Genomic DNA, 15,652 nt, shown 5'->3' on the forward strand with positions numbered 1-15,652 from the left:
GTAACACATGTCTGGAGGATTAGTTACAGCTGCATACATTGTTGCCGCGATCCTGTTTATTTTCAGCCTTGCCGGGTTATCAAAGCATGAAACCTCGCAGCAGGGTAACCGCTTCGGTATTGCCGGGATGGCGATTGCGCTGCTGGCGACCATTTTTGGCCCGGACACCGGCAACGTGGTGTGGATCATCGTAGCAATGGTGATCGGGGGTGCTATCGGTATGCACCTGGCGAAAAAAGTTGAAATGACCGAGATGCCGGAGCTGGTGGCGATCCTGCACAGCTTTGTCGGTCTGGCGGCGGTGCTGGTGGGCTTTAACAGCTATCTGCATCACGACGCCGGCCTCGACCCGGTGCTGGTCAATATTCACCTTACCGAAGTGTTCCTCGGCATCTTCATCGGCGCGGTGACCTTCACCGGCTCGGTGGTGGCGTTTGGTAAGCTGCGCGGCAAAATTTCATCAAAGCCGCTGATGCTGCCGAACCGTCACAAGCTGAACCTCGCGGCGCTGGTGGTCTCCTTCCTGCTGCTGGTGACCTTCGTGCGTGCCGAGAGCGTCGGCCTTCAGGTGCTGGCGCTGCTGCTGATGACCATCATCGCGCTGGCGTTTGGCTGGCACCTGGTGGCTTCCATCGGCGGAGCGGACATGCCGGTGGTGGTATCGATGCTCAACTCCTACTCCGGCTGGGCGGCGGCGGCGGCGGGCTTTATGCTCAGCAACGACCTGCTGATCGTTACCGGTGCGCTGGTGGGTTCGTCGGGCGCCATCCTCTCGTACATCATGTGTAAGGCGATGAACCGTTCGTTCTTCAGCGTGATTGCCGGGGGCTTTGGCACCGACGGGCAGACCGGCGGCGACAGCGAAGAAGCCGGTGAGCATCGCGAAATCAGCGCCGTGGAAACCGCGGAAATGCTGAAAAACTCCAGCTCGGTGATCATCACCCCGGGCTACGGCATGGCGGTGGCGCAGGCTCAGTATCCGGTAGCGGAAATCACCGAGAAGCTGCGCGCCCGCGGCGTGAAAGTCCGTTTTGGTATTCACCCGGTAGCCGGGCGTCTGCCGGGCCACATGAACGTGCTGCTGGCCGAAGCGAAAGTGCCTTATGACATCGTGCTGGAAATGGACGAGATTAACGACGACTTCGCCGATACCGACACCGTGCTGGTGATCGGGGCCAACGATACCGTTAACCCGGCCGCGCAGGACGATCCGAAAAGCCCTATCGCCGGGATGCCGGTGCTGGAAGTCTGGAAAGCTCAGAACGTGGTGGTGTTTAAACGCTCCATGAATACCGGTTATGCCGGGGTGCAGAATCCGCTGTTCTTCAAAGAGAACACCCAGATGCTGTTTGGCGACGCTAAAGCCAGCGTGGACGACATCCTGAAAGCGCTCTGATTGCGCACTCCCCGAACCGCTCTCCGGAGCGGTTTTTTTATGCCCGCTGCCGGGCTTATCCGATTCTTGCCGCTATCACCAACGCTTCTCGTCAGCTGTCTATACTGTTACTTCGCTGTAAAAAGAGGAGGAGTCATGGATTTTCTGGAACGGTTCAATTTTGTGTCGCTGTTGATGGCACCCTCATTCTGGATTGGCGTTGCCACGGTGGTGGTGGTGACGCTGGTGGTGTACTGGCTGCTTAACCGCCTGCTGGCCGTACTGCATAAGGGCGTTCAGAACTGGCGCGGCAACCATCAGGAGGCAAATCACAGGCTGCGCGTGATCCTGTTCGATATGCTCAATCGCACCAGCAAGGTGCTGATCTTCATCGCCGCCTTCCTGTTCAGTCTGCGCTTTGTGGCGCTCCCGGATCGCCTGTTCGGCACCATCTCTCACGCCTGGTTCCTGGTACTGGCGGTGCAGGTGGCGCTGTGGCTCGATCAGGGCGTGCAGTCCTGGCTGCGTCATCTGCTTTATGCGCCAGGCAGCAATAAAAATCCGGTAACGCTGGTGATTGTCGGTATGCTGCTGCGTGCCCTGGTGTGGTCGATCATGCTGCTGTCGATTCTGGCAAATGCCGGGGTGGACATCACCGCGCTGATTGCCAGCCTGGGGGTAGGGGGTATCGCGATTGCGCTGGCGGTGCAGACCATCCTCAGCGACGTGTTTGCCTCACTGTCGATTGGTTTCGATAAGCCGTTTGAGATCGGTGACTTCGTGGTATTTGGTGATGTCGCGGGTACCATTGAGCATATCGGGCTGAAAACCACCCGCATCCGCAGCCTGAGCGGGGAGCAGATCGTCTGCGCTAACGCCATTCTGCTGCAGCAGACCATACACAACTACAAACGCATGCAGACCCGCCGTATCGTCTTCTCATTCGGCGTTGCCTACTCAACCCCGCCGGAGAAGCTGCGTCTGATTGGTGAGCTGGTGAAAAACATCATTACCGATGTCGGCGAAACCAAATTCGACCGCGCCCACTTCCAGGCTTTCAGCCAGGATCGCCTGACCTACGAAGTGGTGCATATCGTTGATACCGCAGACTACAACCGGTACATGGATATTCAGCAGGAGATTAATATCCGCATCATCGAAGCGCTGGCCGAGCATGACGTGGAGCTGGCACTGCCGAGCCTGATCGTCAAGGCACCGTTCGCGAGCGGCCCTGGCGAGGATGCGCCTCAGCATCAGGCACCGCCGACGCTGAACTGATGTCCCGCAGGAAAAAAAAGCCCACCGTATGGTCCAGAGGTGGGTGCGCTACGCTTACCCACCCTACGTGTTGAGTTTTTCGCAGGCAAAAAAAAGCCCACCGTCTGGTGGGCTTTTTCATGATGAGGGCTTAATCGTCCTCGTCATCATCCATTTCAACCGGGGTCTGGTAGTCGTCCGGCTTAATCACCAGCAGGTCGCAGCGCAGATGATCGATCACCTGCTCGGCGGTGTTACCGAGGAAGGCAGCAGAGATACCGGTGCGTCCGACGGTGCCCAGCACCACAATCCCGGCCTGTAAATGCTCCGCCAGATTCGGGATCACCTCTTCCGGCAGGCCTTTTTCGACGTGGGTAAATTTCTCATCAATGCCGAAACGCTGGCGCAGCGCTTTCATCGCCAGCAGGTGCTGCCCGCGAATCGCATCGTTATAGACGCTGGGGTCGAAGTCCGGCAGTTCGATGGCGATATTAATTGGCGTTACCGGATACGCGCCAACCAGCCGCACTTCGGTATGGTTGACGTCTTCCGCCAGCTGTTGCGTCTCTTTGATCAGCTTTTCGTTGAGCGCGTTATGATACGGCTCTTCGCTGGCAAGGTTCACCGCCACGACCGCTTTACCGCCTTCAGGCCACGGCTGGTCTTTCACCACCCACACCGGGCAGGGGCATTTGCGCAGCAGGTGCCAGTCGGTGGGGGTGAAAATGACGGATTCCAGCCGGTCGTGCTGGTGGGCCATCTTCAGCAGCAGATCGTGTCCGCCGCTGATCACTTCCTGGATGATGGCTTCGAACGGACGGTTATGCCACACCACTTTGATCTCAATCGGCACGCCCGCTTCCAGGTAGTACTGGGCCTGCTCGCGTATCCAGGCGGTACGCTGGCTGATCACGCCCTGACGCATGGCGGTCCGCTCGTCCGGAGACAAGAGGGTGGTCATTTCGTAAGAGAAGTCATAGATAGGCAGGAAAGCTTTGATCCGGCCACCAATCCGTTGATGCAGGTAAACTGCGCGCCGTAACGCTGGCTGATCGTCCTGGTTCGGATCGATGGCCACCAGCATGTTTTGATACTTTGCCATACAGGGTCTCCTTACAACCGCTAACCACTTATTCCCGCTATTTATCACGTTCCAGCCGTTACGCTGAAGCCTGAACGATGTCGGGCAGAGTTAAGGTTAAGAGTAACCCATAAGGATTGAATGAAACAGGTGAGAACCCTTTGCCGGATCAATAAATCGGGAAAATCTGGCGATCCGGCAAAAGGTGAGGAAAATCAGGCGACGCTACGGGATTGCCCGGCAAGCTGGGAGAGAATTTCGCTGTTCTCAATGGTGATGTATTTGCCTTTCACCGCCAGCATGCCGCTTTTCTGGAAGCGACCCAGCAGACGGCTGATGGTTTCCACCGTCAGGCCCAGATAGTTACCGATATCGCCGCGGGTCATGGTCAGGCGGAACTCACGCGGAGAGAAACCGCGCTGCGCGAAACGGCGCGACAGGTTATAGATAAAGGCCGCCAGACGCTCCTCAGCGTTTTTCTTGGAGAGAAGCAGGATCATATCCTGATCGCCTTTGATTTCACCGCTCATCAGACGCATCATCTGCTGGCGCAGGTTCGGCATTTTGCCGGAGAGATCGTCCAGCGTCTCAAACGGGATCTCGCACACCATTGAGGTTTCCAGCGCCTGGGCAAAGCTTGGGTGATGCGCGGTGCCGATGGCGTCAAAGCCAACCAGGTCGCCCGCCAGATGAAAACCGGTGATCTGCTCATCACCCTGTTCGGTGATGGTGTAGCTTTTGATGGTGCCGGAACGAATAGCGTACAGCGATTTCAGCTCATCACCGGCTTTAAACAGCGTCTGCCCCTTCTGAATAGGTTTTTTACGCTCAATGATATTATCGAGCTGGTCCAGCTCGTGCTCATTCAGGGTAAAAGGGATGCATAGCTGGCTGATGCTGCAATCCTGGCAATGGATGGCACAACCGCCAGACTGAATTCGTTTAATAATTCGTTTTTCCGGGATCATAGGCTCGCTCAGACCGTATAATTGATGTTGGTCAATTTTAACATCATTTTCTCTTACAGGTAAGCCCGCATAAACAGCAATTTCGGAATATCGAAATAAAACCTTGCCGCAGACAAAATTGTTCAGCCACCGTGTTATTAACGCAGCGCTATATTGTGACTAATGTTAATAGCGGGTTATATAAGTAAATAACCTTCATGGCGTAATAACCACTCTTTACGCTGTACGCCACCGGCATAGCCGGTCATCGTGCCGTTACGGCCAATTACCCGATGGCAGGGTACGACGATACTCACCGGATTCGAGCCGTTCGCCGCACCTACAGCCCGTGCAGCGCCGGCGCGCCCGAGCTGCTCCGCCAGCTGGCCGTAATGCATGACCTGCCCGCAGGGGATGGTGCGCAATATTGCCCATACCTCACGCTGAAAAGGCGTCCCGCCCGTGGCGGTCGGCAGGGTGGTGATAATATCAAGATCGCCCTCAAAATAACGGCGCAGTTTATCGCTCAGCCCGCCGGGATTCTGCGCCGCGATGCGCTGGTAGCCGCCGGTGCGATAATGAATATTCAGCAACTGTACCATGCGATCGCTGTGCTCCTCCCACTCGACGGCGCGCAGCTGATACTGCTCGTCGCAGATAACCCACAGCGGGCCAAGCGGGGTGGCGATCTTATCTTCCAGAAGCGTCAGCATGTTTGCTCTCCGCGGATGCAATTCAGGGTGGCGTAACATAGCATGCCGGTTCGCTGTGCTGCCAGCGCGGCGGTGACTTTACCGGAATAAATTCCAGCCGGCAGCGATTATTTCAGCGTTATTTATGCCGTAGCTTGATGGTCGCGATTAATTATCTTTTGCCGTTGCGCGTTATTGACGTTAATAATATAAAGTGCGCAGTAAAACAGAGCCTCCAGTTAATATTATCTGGTTGATAATATAAGGCTGTGACGATCGCCGTTTTGATTGTTGTGTTAATGCAAACTGTTTTTATTTTTCTCCCGGCGCAATATTTTCCGCTCATTGGTTTGTAAAATAAATCTTAACGTTCCGCTTCGTGAAATAGCGCTTATCGATAGTTATCTGACCCGGCTAATTATCGTCAGGGCCGTGCGGCGCGGGCTAAGGCTGCAAAAAAAACAGAGCCTGCCGACATCCGTCAGGCTCCGCAGTGCACAGCATTGCCTCCACAATATTCCCCGGCTTTATTCCTCTCAATGCCGGGGTTATTTATTTATAGCGATTTTTCAGCGCGGCGTGAGCGACGTTTAGTGATGTGTTTCACGTATCCTTAACGTAAATTTTCGGGTGCTATTTCATCTCTGTATGAATATTTTACCGTTACTAAATAGTCCGGCGTGCTTTTAATATCGCCACGGTCAGTGCGGGTAAATAACCCTGAAATCAGCAGGGAAGTGGTGCGCCTGTCACGCCTTTTGCGCTATCTCACCATTGAGACTGTGTCTTTATACAGTTATAGTGTGCCGGTCATGCAGTACCCCGGAGGATTGACCATGAACTCTGATGATAAAGCGCTGTTTCTCGACGCCATGGAGGATGTCAAACCCCTGAAGCAGGCCACGCAGTGGCTTAAGCCCGCGGCTCCGCGCCCGCGTCACCAGCTCGATACGCTGCAGCTGGACAACTTCCTCACCACCGGTTTTCTGGAGATCGTGCCGCTTGCCGAGCCGCTGACCTTCAAACGCGAAGGGTTACAGAATGGCGTGCTGGAGAAGCTGCGCCAGGGCAAGTATGACCAGCAGGCGAGCCTGAATCTGCTGCGTCAGCCGGTGGAGCAGTGCCGCCAGCAGCTGTTTGCCTTTATTCACAGCGCCAGTGAGCAGGGGTTGCGCAATCTGCTGATCGTTCACGGCAAAGGCCGCGATGATAATTCCCATGCCAATATCGTGCGCAGCTATCTGGCGCGCTGGCTCACCGAGTTCGCACAGGTGCAGGCGTTCTGCAGCGCCTTACCCCATCACGGCGGGAACGGTGCCTGCTACGTAGCGCTGAAAAAATCCGCTGCCGCGAAACTCGATACCTGGGAGCGGCACGCCAAGCGCAGCCGTTAGGATGGTAGCCAGGCGCAGCCGCCTTACCAGTCCGCCCGGGCCACCGGCACGTCGCCAAGCCGGGTGGTCCAGGCCGGCGACAGTAAATTACGCTTCATCCCCCACGCCTGCTGCATCCCCTGGCCCGCAAACCACAGCGTCTGGCCGTTTTTCTGGTTGATCTCATCCATCAGGTGCATCAGCACATCGCCGTTCGCCCGCGGCTGGCGCTCATCGAACAGATTAAGCTGGGCCACGCCCTGGCTGAAGAAGTCGCCCAGCATCACCCCGGCTTTTTGATAGCGCAGCCCGTCGCGCCACACCCTCTCCAGGCAGTGGGTCGCGGCGGCGATGATGTCGCGGGTATCCTGCGTCGGGGTGGTGAGGGCGATCCCGGCCCGCTGGCTGTAGTAGGGTTCGTCCGGATCGTGCGGACTGTTTTTCAGAAAGGTGGAGACGTAGCGGCAATACTGGTGCTCAGCGCGCAGCTTCTGCGCCGCCCGCGCCGCCCAGGTGCAGATGGCTTCCCGCACCGCGCCGTAGTCGCTGACGCGCTCGCCAAACGAGCGCGAGCTGATGATCTCCTGTTTCGCGGGCGCAAACTCTTCAAACGCCAGGCAGGGCTCGCCGCGCAGCTCGCGCACCGTGCGCTCCAGCACCACGTTAAAATTCTTACGGATAAACCACAGGTCGCTTTGCGCCAGCTGCAGGGCATTATTGATGCCCATTGCGTTAAGCTTTTTCGACAGGCGTCGCCCGACGCCCCAGACCGTATCCACCGGCACCAGCTGCATCAGCCGCCGCTGACGCGCCGGATCGGAGAGATCCACCACGCCGCCGGTTTTTGACCATTTTTTTGCCGCATGGTTAGCCAGCTTGGCGAGGGTTTTGGTGGGCGCGATGCCGACGCCAACGGTCAGCATGGTGTGCTGAAAGATGCGCTCGCGAATGGTGCGCCCGAATGCTTCCAGCTCCCGGATGCCGGTGAGATCGGCAAACACCTCATCGATACTGTAGATCTCCACCTGCGGGCAGAGCTGCTCCAGGGTGTCCATTACCCGCTGGCTCATATCGCCATACAGCGCGTAGTTACTGCTGAATACCGCGACCCCGTGCCGCTCCAGCATCGCCTTCTGCTTAAAGTACGGCTCTGCCATGGTGATCCCCAGCGCCTTCGCCTCAGCAGAGCGGGAGATAATGCAGCCGTCGTTATTCGACAGCACCACTACCGGCTTGCCAAGCAGGTCAGGGCGCCACGCGGTTTCGCAGCTGGTATAGAACGAATTGACATCAATAAGCGCAAGCATGGTCAGTTTCTTATTTTACTGTGTTTATATACAGTATCGTTGCTCTGCGCCGGGGATCAAGGGGTAAGATAGCGAAATCGCGTTAACCGAGTAGATAAGCGGCATAAAAAAGCCGGATAACAATCCGGCTTCAGGGGTTAGCGGGCAGACATCTGCGGCACCGGCTGTTTTTTGTGGCGCTGTTTGCGCAGCTTATCAATCAGCTTGTGCGCTTCCGCGTGGGTCGCAACTGCCGGAGAGGAGCCACTCAGCGGTTTACGGGCGGTTTCACGCAGGGTAAACACCGTGATCAGGCCAATGGCACCGGCACCCATCATATAGTAGGCCGGCATCATCACGTTCTGGGTGGTATCGACCAGCCATGCGGTGACCAGTGGCGTGGTACCGCCAAACAGCGATACCGAAAGGTTAAAGCCGATGGCCAGCGCGCTGTAGCGAATGTCGGTGACGAACAGCGCCGGCAGCGTAGCCGGCATGGTGCCGCTAAAGCAGGTGTGCAGCACCCCGAGCACCACCAGGCCGCCAAATACCGCTAGCATGTTGCCTGAGCCAATCAGCATGAAGCACGGAATGGCGAACAGTACCAGGCCTAGCGCGCCGAGGCCAATCACCGGACGGCGTCCGATACGATCGGTCCAGTGGCCCCATAGCAGGGTCAGCGGCATCATTACGAACATGACCACCATCACCAGCAGCAGGCCGGTTAGCTCGCTCAGCCCCAGTACCCCGGTCAGGTAGCTCGGCATATAAGAGGTCAGCATATAGTTGGAGACGTTAAATACCAGTACCAGGCCGATGCACTTCAGCAGCTGCTTTTTATATTTGTTAAGCATCGGCAGCAGGCCGAGACGCGGGCGCGCGTGTTCGAGCGCGTCCTGTTTATCCATGTGATCCTTAAACGCCGGCGTCTCTTCAAGCTTCAGGCGGATATAGAGACCAAACAGCCCTAAGGGTGCGGCGAGGAAGAACGGAATGCGCCAGCCCCAGTCGAGCATCGCCTGCGCCGGTAGCAGGGCGATCATGGCAGTAACCAGCGTCGCGCCCAGCAGATAACCGCCGAGCGTACCGAACTCGAGGAAGCTGCCCATAAAGCCGCGGCGTTTATCGGTGGAGTATTCGGCAATAAAGGTCGCCGCACCGCCGTACTCGCCGCCGGTTGAGAAGCCCTGTACCAGACGCGCTACCAGCAGCAGGATCGGTGCCATGATGCCAATGCTTTCATAGTCAGGAATTAACCCGATACAGAAGGTGCCGACCGACATCATGATCATGGTAAACGCCAGCACTTTCTGGCGGCCAAAACGGTCGCCAAGGGGGCCGAACACCATGCCGCCGATGGGGCGGACGAGGAACGCGGCCGCGAAGGTACCAAATGAGGCGATAAGCTGCGCGGTGCTGCTGGCGTCGGGGAAAAAGACCTTGCCGATGATCACGGCCAGGTAGCTGTACACCCCGAAGTCGAACCACTCCATGGTGTTGCCGAGTGCGGCAGCGCCAACGGCGCGTTTCAGTAATTTGCTGTCGATAACCGTGATGTCATCGACGGTCAGTTCGGTTTTTTTATCCGCATGAGTTGCTGTTGTACTGGTGGTCATAAACTCCCCGTCAGTGTTGATGGAGCAGCTTATAGCTTTCGCAGCCGGGACGTTCAAAGAAGGAAAAGAAAGCTATAAGAGGCTAAAAGTTGAGCCAGGTCACATTGTGTGGCCGGGTGTCACCTTAAAGAAAAGTCTGCTTGCATGCAAATTTGTGGCTATAAACGCCGTTTTTATGAGGGTATTGCTCTTGTTTGCGCTATCATTGGAAGATAATTCAGAATAATAAATTATGCTGCTGGCGCTGTGAAATTTACTTCAGGGCTACAGATAATGTGGTGAGAGCCGGGTGGTGTAGCGAGATATGTTACAAAGCGGCGCGCCGGGCAGCGCGCCGCCGCAGGTTACGCCGTTTCGCCGCCGATGACCTCGCGAATGCGTTTTGCGATGTGGGCGACATGGGTTTCCAGTGCAAAATGGCCGCTGTCCAGCAGCTCAACCACGGCATTTGGGTTGTCACGCTGATACGCTGCCGCGCCAGGTGGAATGAAGAACGGATCGTGTTTGCCCCAGATAACCAGTGTCGGTAGCTGCGTCTGGCGGAAGAACGCCTGGAAATCCGGGTAGCGGGTCAGGTTGTTGGCGTAATCAAGGAACAGATCCAGCTGAATATCCTTATTGCCCGGGCGTTCCATCAGCAGCGTCGCGAGATAATACGTTTCCGGTGCGACCTGCTTAGGGTCGGTCACGCCGTGCAGATACTGCCAGCGTATGCCTTCCAGATTCAGCACGGCATCGTTCACCACTTGACGATGTGCTGCCGTCGGCTGGTCCCAGTAAGCGCGCACCGGCTCCCAGGCATCTCCCAGTCCTTCCAGATAGGCATTACCGTTCTGGGAAATCAGACCGGTCACCCGCTCGGGAGCGGCAAGCGCCAGCCGCAGCCCGGCGGGCGCGCCGTAGTCAAAGACATAGAGCGCATAGCGTTCCAGCCCCAGCGCGTCGACAAAATGCACCAGCGTCTGGCCGAGGGCGTCAAAGGTGTAGCGGTAGTCGCGCTCTGCCGGCACATCGGTAAAACCGAAGCCGGGCAGATCCGGTGCCACCAGATGGAACTTGTCCGCCAGCAGCGGGATCAGCTCGCGGAACTGATGGGACGATGCGCCAAAGCCGTGCAGCAGGAGCAGCGTCGGGTTGGTCGGTTCACCGGCCTCACGGTAAAAAACGCGTATGCCGTCGGCATCAACCCAGGCGTTGCGTACGGGGAAATGGGTATTCATCGGCATCTCTTTTCTCCTGTAACTGATAAATTACTTTTTAGTGGTTACCTGCTTTCAGTATGGCGAGGTTGCGTAACCAGTCAACTGCAATTTTAATGGTTACTGAGGTGTGCGAAGGGATACCCGACAAGAAGCGTCGCTAAATCATTGCGTTACTCACACATTGTCTGTAACTGTTATTTTTAAATTTTATGGGTTACGATCGCAGGTGATGTCATCCTGAGGAGAAATAGCATGTCCGGTAGTCCATCGCTGTTAACCAGCAACGCGCCACTGTTCATCGCCGATCACGGCGCGCTCGACTTTGTGAATACCGTGGCGCAGGTGGAGGGGCAGCCGCGGGATTTCTGGCAGTCCGGGGAGGACGTGCAGCACTGGCTGACCCACGCCGGGCTGGCGACGCTGCCGGATCGGCTGCCGTTTCCTGCGGGCGAGCTGCTGCAGGAGGCGCGTCGGCTGCGGGAGGTGATACGCCGTCTGGTGATGCAGAAAAAAGCGGGCGAGGCGGTGGACGTCACGGCGCTGAACCGCTATCTGGCAGAGGCCCGCAGCTATCAGCAGCTGGTGACGGACCCGCAGGGCGGGCTGCGGCTGGAACGTATCTATGGAACGCAAACCCCGGTGCAGGTGCTGGAGCCGGTAGCCGCGCTGGCGGCCTCCCTGATGAGCGACCCGCACATTGAACTGGTGCGCGAATGCGAACACCCGGAGTGCACGCTGTGGTTTTACGATCGTACCAAAGCCCATCGCCGCCGCTGGTGCAGCATGGCGCTGTGCGGTAATCGCGCGAAGGTGGCCCGCTTTCGTCAGCAGCAAAAATAGCGCGTCGGCGTTATGCCAGCGACGCTTTCAGGCTGTCGATAAAATGGCTTACCCGCAGCGGCAAATAGCGGGTAGTGGGCAGCAATGCCTGGATCGGCAGGTTTTGCGGCTGCACATCGGCGAGTGAAATTGCCACCAGCGATCCTTCCTGCAACTCCTGTTTGATATCCCACAGCGTCAGCTGCGCAATGCCCAGCCCCTGAACGCAGAGCGATCTGACGCTCTCTACACTACTGGCGCTGAAACGGCCATCAACGCTGATGCTGGTGGGCTGACCGTCCAGGTCAAACGTCCACTGCAGCACGCTGGTCAGCCGCAGACAGTGATGGTCCGCCAGATCCGCCAGGGTTTTCGGTGTGCCGTGGTCGCGCAGCCAGGCGGGCGATGCGCACAGCACCCTGGGGTTATCAGCGATTTTACGCGCCACCAGCCCGGAGTCGCGTAGCGGGGCGATGCGAATGGCGACGTCGAAGCCGCCGCCGACAATATCCACCACCGCTTCACTCAGTTGCAGGTCGATACGCATAGCCGGATTCTCCGCCAGTAGCCGGGGCACCAGCGGCAGAATATGACGCTGCCCGAAGCCGGACGGCGCGGTCACCCGCAGCAGACCGGTCACGCCTTTAACCTTCGGATCGAACAGCGCTCTGGCACCTTCCTCCGCCTCCAGCAGTGCCCGGGCGTAAGGCAAAAATTCTGCGCCTTCCTGTGTCAGCGATACCGAACGCGTGGTGCGCTGCACCAGACGGGTATTGAGTTGTCGTTCAAGGCTCGCCAGCCGCCGGGAAACCGCCATGGGCGACACATCCAGCCGCCGCGCCGCCTGGGTCAGACTGCGGGTTTCGGTAATGATCAGAAACAGCTGCACATCGCGAAGATCCATAACGTCATCATTTTTCAGCGGTAAAAGCGGATTATAACGCGTATTGATATACAAGCTTATCCGTTTACGCCGTTTAAGGCGGTTAACGGCGGGATTATAGTTATCCGCCTGATAAATCAACCACCGGAATAACGATATGCACGCTACACCTCTGTTTACCCCTGCCACTATTGGCACCCTGACGCTGAATAATCGCCTCGCGGTTGCGCCCATGACCCGCGTTTCCGCCTCAGAAGAGGGTCTGGCCAGCGAAAAAATGGCGCATTACTACGCCGATTTCGCCCGCGGTGGCTTTGCCCTGATTATTTCCGAAGGCATCTATATCGATCGCGCATGGTCGCAGACCTATGCTTTTCAGAGCGGGCTGGTTAATGCCGAACAGGCCGCGGCCTGGCGACGCGCCACCGACGCGGTGCACGCCCGGGGCGGTAAGATTTTTGCTCAGATCCAGCACGGCGGTGCGCTCTCACAGGGCAATTATTATCGACAGGAAACCGTTGGCCCGTCGGCCATCCAGCCAGTGGGTCAGCAGATGACCTTTTACCGGGGAGAGGGGGCGTATCCGATCCCGCAGATGCTGACGGAAGAGGCGATCCAGGCGATTATCGCCAGCTTTGCCGACGCGGCGTCACGCGCGGTTGAGGAGGCCGGGTTTGACGGGGTGGAAATCCACGGTGCGAACGGCTATCTGCTTGACCAGTTTTTTACCGACTACACTAACGCGCGTACGGACCGCTGGGGCGGGAATATTGCGGAGCGTCTGACCCTCAGCCTGGAGGTGATCCGCGCGGTGCGTGCCAGCGTCGGCCCGGATGTGCCGGTGGGCATTCGCATTTCTCAGGGCAAGGTGAATGACTTTTTCCACAAGTGGGCCAACGGCGAAGAGGATGCGCGCGTGGTATTCACCCTGCTGGCCGCAGCCGGCATCGATTATCTGCATCTGACGGAGTATGAAGCCTGGAAACCGGCATTTGCCGATAACCCGCTCTCACTGGTAGCCCTGGCGCGTAAGTATGCTCCCGATCTGACCCTTATGGCGAACGGTAGCCTGCACGATCCGGCTCGCGCTGAAGAGGTGATGGCCACAGGCGCGGATTTCATCGCGCTGGGCCGCGGTGCGCTGGCGAATCATGCCTGGCCGCAAAAGGTGGCGCAGGGCGAGGCGCTGTGTAAATTCGACAGTGCGATTCTGGGACCAATTGCTGATATTAAAGCGAGTGAACTCCCCGACTGACAGCCGGTTATTTGCCCGCCAGATCTGGCGCTGAAATATGAAAAAAAAGCCGGGCGTTACGCCCGGTAATAAATAAGGCACACAGAAAGTAAGCCGCTAAAACAGGGCTTGATGAGGGTTAATGCGGCGGCACAATACACGCCGATGTGGCGTTTATTGTTATCAAAAGATGCCCTTAATTCTTACGTCAGGCTATTTTATGACGTGTTTTTCGCCCTTGTTATAGTGAATTTTTTATGCGTTATCCTGAATTGATTAATAGTTATTAAAAAATCCATGCGTAATTACTGATTAATTATTCATAGTGACCGGATAACCGGCGCTGTCTGCCATGCCTGCCTCTCGCGCGTTGCAGTTAGCGTTCACTGTGCCGCTTGCGTGTAAGTCTGCTCCCGCAGTTGCGAGAAGAATCTGCACCGGCGCGCAGGCTAACGACGCGCTTTGCTTAACGATGTCGCTCACATTATATCCTCTGGTCTGAATAAACAGCGCCCCATTTTGAGGATTATCCGATATGTCCAGATAAACGACATAATTACTTCTGTAACACAGGAAAGCAGCGCGTTGTTTATATTATCAGCGGCGTTGTGGTCGGCCATGTTGATATTCAGACGACGAAACGCTGTCTTATTTTAACCTTTCCGCACCAGATATTTCCCCCGCAGGTCAACTGCACCTCAGGCTTTTTCCGCCAGCAGTCCCGACACCAGCACCCTGAATGCCTCAATTGCCCGGGGCAGTACCGCGTGCGGATCGTCCGCGGCGGCAATCCATAAGGCCGCGTTCAGCGCCGCGCCGTTAACCAGTCGCGCCGCCGCTTCCGCATCCACCTGACGCACCGTACCTTCTGCTATCAGCGCCTCAATCGCTTCGGTGGTGGTGCGCAGACAGGCGGTCTGATTAGGCCACTGCGAGGGATCGCCGAGCACCGCCGGGCCATCAAGCAGCATAATGCGCTGTACCTCCGGCTCCAGCGACATCTCAATGTAAGTGATGGCTTCGGCAATAAACCCGTCCCACTTTGTCGCCTCGCGCGCGCTGGCTTCGCGCATCTGCAGCAGAATTTCTGCGTCCATCTGGTCGATCACCGCCTGCAGCAGGCCTTTCTTGTCGCCGAAGTTGTGGTACAGCGCACCGCGGGTCAACCCGGCGGCAGCCGTCAGTTCATCCATCGACGCCGCCGCGTAGCCCTTGTCAGAAAATGCCTGACGCGCTGCCTGAATCAGCTTACTGCGGGTTTCTTCCACCATCTCTGCACGTCGTTTCGCTGCCATACCTGCTCCTGGAATTAATGCTGTTGCCCATTGACATACGCGGCGTATGTTTAATATTTTACATACACGGCGTATGTGAGTTCACTCTATCACATCCGGCGGATGAGCAGGCGGTTTGTTCCGCCACTTTGATCCCTTCTGCTGCACTGGAGTATGAGTATGACGATACGTGACGCTGTTTTCCCCCCGGGCCGCCAGGCGCTGTATGACATCAACCGCTACTCGGCGGCGATTCGCTCAGGCGATCTGCTGTTTGTGTCCGGGCAGGTGGGTAGCCGGGAAGATGGTTCTCCCGAGCCTGATTTTGCAAAGCAGGTTGAGCTGGCATTCACCAACCTCAAGGCGGTGCTGCAGGCCGCGGGCTGCACCCTTGACGACGTGGTGGACGTGACGACCTTCCACACCGATCCCGCCGCACAGTTTGACATCATTAACCCGATCCGCCTGAAAGCCTTCGGCGATGGGCCTGCGCCAAACTGGACCGCGCTGGGCGTGACCTGGCTGGCAGGTTTTGATTTTGAAATTAAAGTGATTGCCCGCATCCCGGCGGGAGCCGGCAGCTAATCTGCGGAAAAGGGGAGGGCGGATGACC

At 57.2% G+C, this 15,652-nt stretch carries 14 protein-coding genes; 6 read left to right on the forward strand and 8 right to left on the reverse strand.

From position 1 onward, the window contains the following. Positions 1–7: 7 nt before the first annotated feature. On the forward strand, positions 8–1,396 hold the full coding sequence (gene pntB / locus ET34_RS0112540) for a Re/Si-specific NAD(P)(+) transhydrogenase subunit beta (RefSeq protein WP_031522550.1): 1,389 nt from the start codon (positions 8–10) through the stop codon (positions 1,394–1,396). A gap of 135 nt (positions 1,397–1,531) precedes the next feature. Continuing rightward, on the forward strand, positions 1,532–2,653 hold the full coding sequence (locus ET34_RS0112545; protein WP_031522551.1) for a mechanosensitive ion channel family protein: 1,122 nt from the start codon (positions 1,532–1,534) through the stop codon (positions 2,651–2,653). Between the two features lie 130 nt (positions 2,654–2,783). On the opposite strand, the gene uspE is transcribed toward ET34_RS0112545, so the two are convergent. The 3 genes from uspE to ogt all read right to left on the reverse strand — a co-directional run bounded on the left by uspE (position 2,784) and on the right by ogt (position 5,373). Next, on the reverse strand, positions 2,784–3,734 hold the full coding sequence (gene uspE, locus ET34_RS0112550) for a universal stress protein UspE (protein WP_031522552.1): 951 nt from the start codon (positions 3,732–3,734) through the stop codon (positions 2,784–2,786). A 194-nt stretch (positions 3,735–3,928) separates the two neighbouring features. After that, the gene (fnr, locus tag ET34_RS0112555) at positions 3,929–4,681 is read right to left on the reverse strand and encodes a fumarate/nitrate reduction transcriptional regulator Fnr (protein ID WP_031522553.1); all 753 of its coding nucleotides are present in this window, start codon (positions 4,679–4,681) and stop codon (positions 3,929–3,931) included. Between the two features lie 176 nt (positions 4,682–4,857). Continuing rightward, the gene (gene ogt / locus ET34_RS0112560; RefSeq protein ID WP_031522554.1) at positions 4,858–5,373 is read right to left on the reverse strand and encodes a methylated-DNA--[protein]-cysteine S-methyltransferase; all 516 of its coding nucleotides are present in this window, start codon (positions 5,371–5,373) and stop codon (positions 4,858–4,860) included. An 815-nt stretch (positions 5,374–6,188) separates the two neighbouring features. Between ogt and smrA the strand changes: the two genes are divergently transcribed. Further along, complete coding sequence (gene smrA, locus ET34_RS0112565) at positions 6,189–6,746, forward strand: DNA endonuclease SmrA (protein WP_031522556.1); 558 nt, start codon at positions 6,189–6,191, stop codon at positions 6,744–6,746. 23 nt (positions 6,747–6,769) lie between these two features. Here the strand turns inward: smrA and umuC are convergent, their stop codons facing one another. From umuC to ET34_RS0112585, 3 genes are all read right to left on the reverse strand, one after another. Next, the gene (gene umuC, locus ET34_RS0112570; RefSeq protein WP_031522558.1) at positions 6,770–8,032 is read right to left on the reverse strand and encodes a translesion error-prone DNA polymerase V subunit UmuC; all 1,263 of its coding nucleotides are present in this window, start codon (positions 8,030–8,032) and stop codon (positions 6,770–6,772) included. Between the two features lie 137 nt (positions 8,033–8,169). Next, positions 8,170–9,627: a glycine betaine/L-proline transporter ProP gene (gene proP / locus ET34_RS0112575; protein ID WP_031522560.1), complete on the reverse strand. Its 1,458-nt coding sequence runs from the start codon at positions 9,625–9,627 to the stop codon at positions 8,170–8,172. A gap of 344 nt (positions 9,628–9,971) precedes the next feature. Beyond that, a complete protein-coding gene (locus tag ET34_RS0112585; protein ID WP_031522564.1) occupies positions 9,972–10,853 on the reverse strand; it encodes an alpha/beta fold hydrolase in 882 nt (293 codons plus the stop codon). Between the two features lie 228 nt (positions 10,854–11,081). On the opposite strand from ET34_RS0112585, the gene ET34_RS0112590 reads away from it, so the two are divergent. Next, positions 11,082–11,669 carry a CGNR zinc finger domain-containing protein gene (locus ET34_RS0112590; protein ID WP_031522566.1) on the forward strand — a complete coding sequence of 196 codons (588 nt, stop codon included), beginning with the start codon at positions 11,082–11,084 and terminating at the stop codon, positions 11,667–11,669. A 10-nt stretch (positions 11,670–11,679) separates the two neighbouring features. Here the strand turns inward: ET34_RS0112590 and ET34_RS0112595 are convergent, their stop codons facing one another. Then, entirely contained in the window at positions 11,680–12,552 is an 873-nt protein-coding gene (locus tag ET34_RS0112595) for a LysR family transcriptional regulator (protein WP_031522567.1), read from the reverse strand. A 136-nt stretch (positions 12,553–12,688) separates the two neighbouring features. On the opposite strand from ET34_RS0112595, the gene ET34_RS0112600 reads away from it, so the two are divergent. After that, a complete protein-coding gene (locus tag ET34_RS0112600) occupies positions 12,689–13,786 on the forward strand; it encodes an oxidoreductase (protein WP_031522569.1) in 1,098 nt (365 codons plus the stop codon). Positions 13,787–14,463: 677 nt separating this feature from the next. Here ET34_RS0112600 and ET34_RS0112605 read toward each other — a convergent pair. Further along, positions 14,464–15,060 carry a TetR/AcrR family transcriptional regulator gene (locus ET34_RS0112605; RefSeq protein WP_031522570.1) on the reverse strand — a complete coding sequence of 199 codons (597 nt, stop codon included), beginning with the start codon at positions 15,058–15,060 and terminating at the stop codon, positions 14,464–14,466. A 159-nt stretch (positions 15,061–15,219) separates the two neighbouring features. On the opposite strand from ET34_RS0112605, the gene ET34_RS0112610 reads away from it, so the two are divergent. Continuing rightward, positions 15,220–15,624, forward strand: a complete 405-nt coding sequence (locus ET34_RS0112610; protein ID WP_031522572.1) for a RidA family protein — start codon at positions 15,220–15,222, stop codon at positions 15,622–15,624. The last annotated feature ends 28 nt before the right edge of the window (positions 15,625–15,652 follow it).

This window comes from Siccibacter colletis, assembly GCF_000696575.1.
GTDB lineage: Bacteria > Pseudomonadota > Gammaproteobacteria > Enterobacterales > Enterobacteriaceae > Siccibacter > Siccibacter colletis.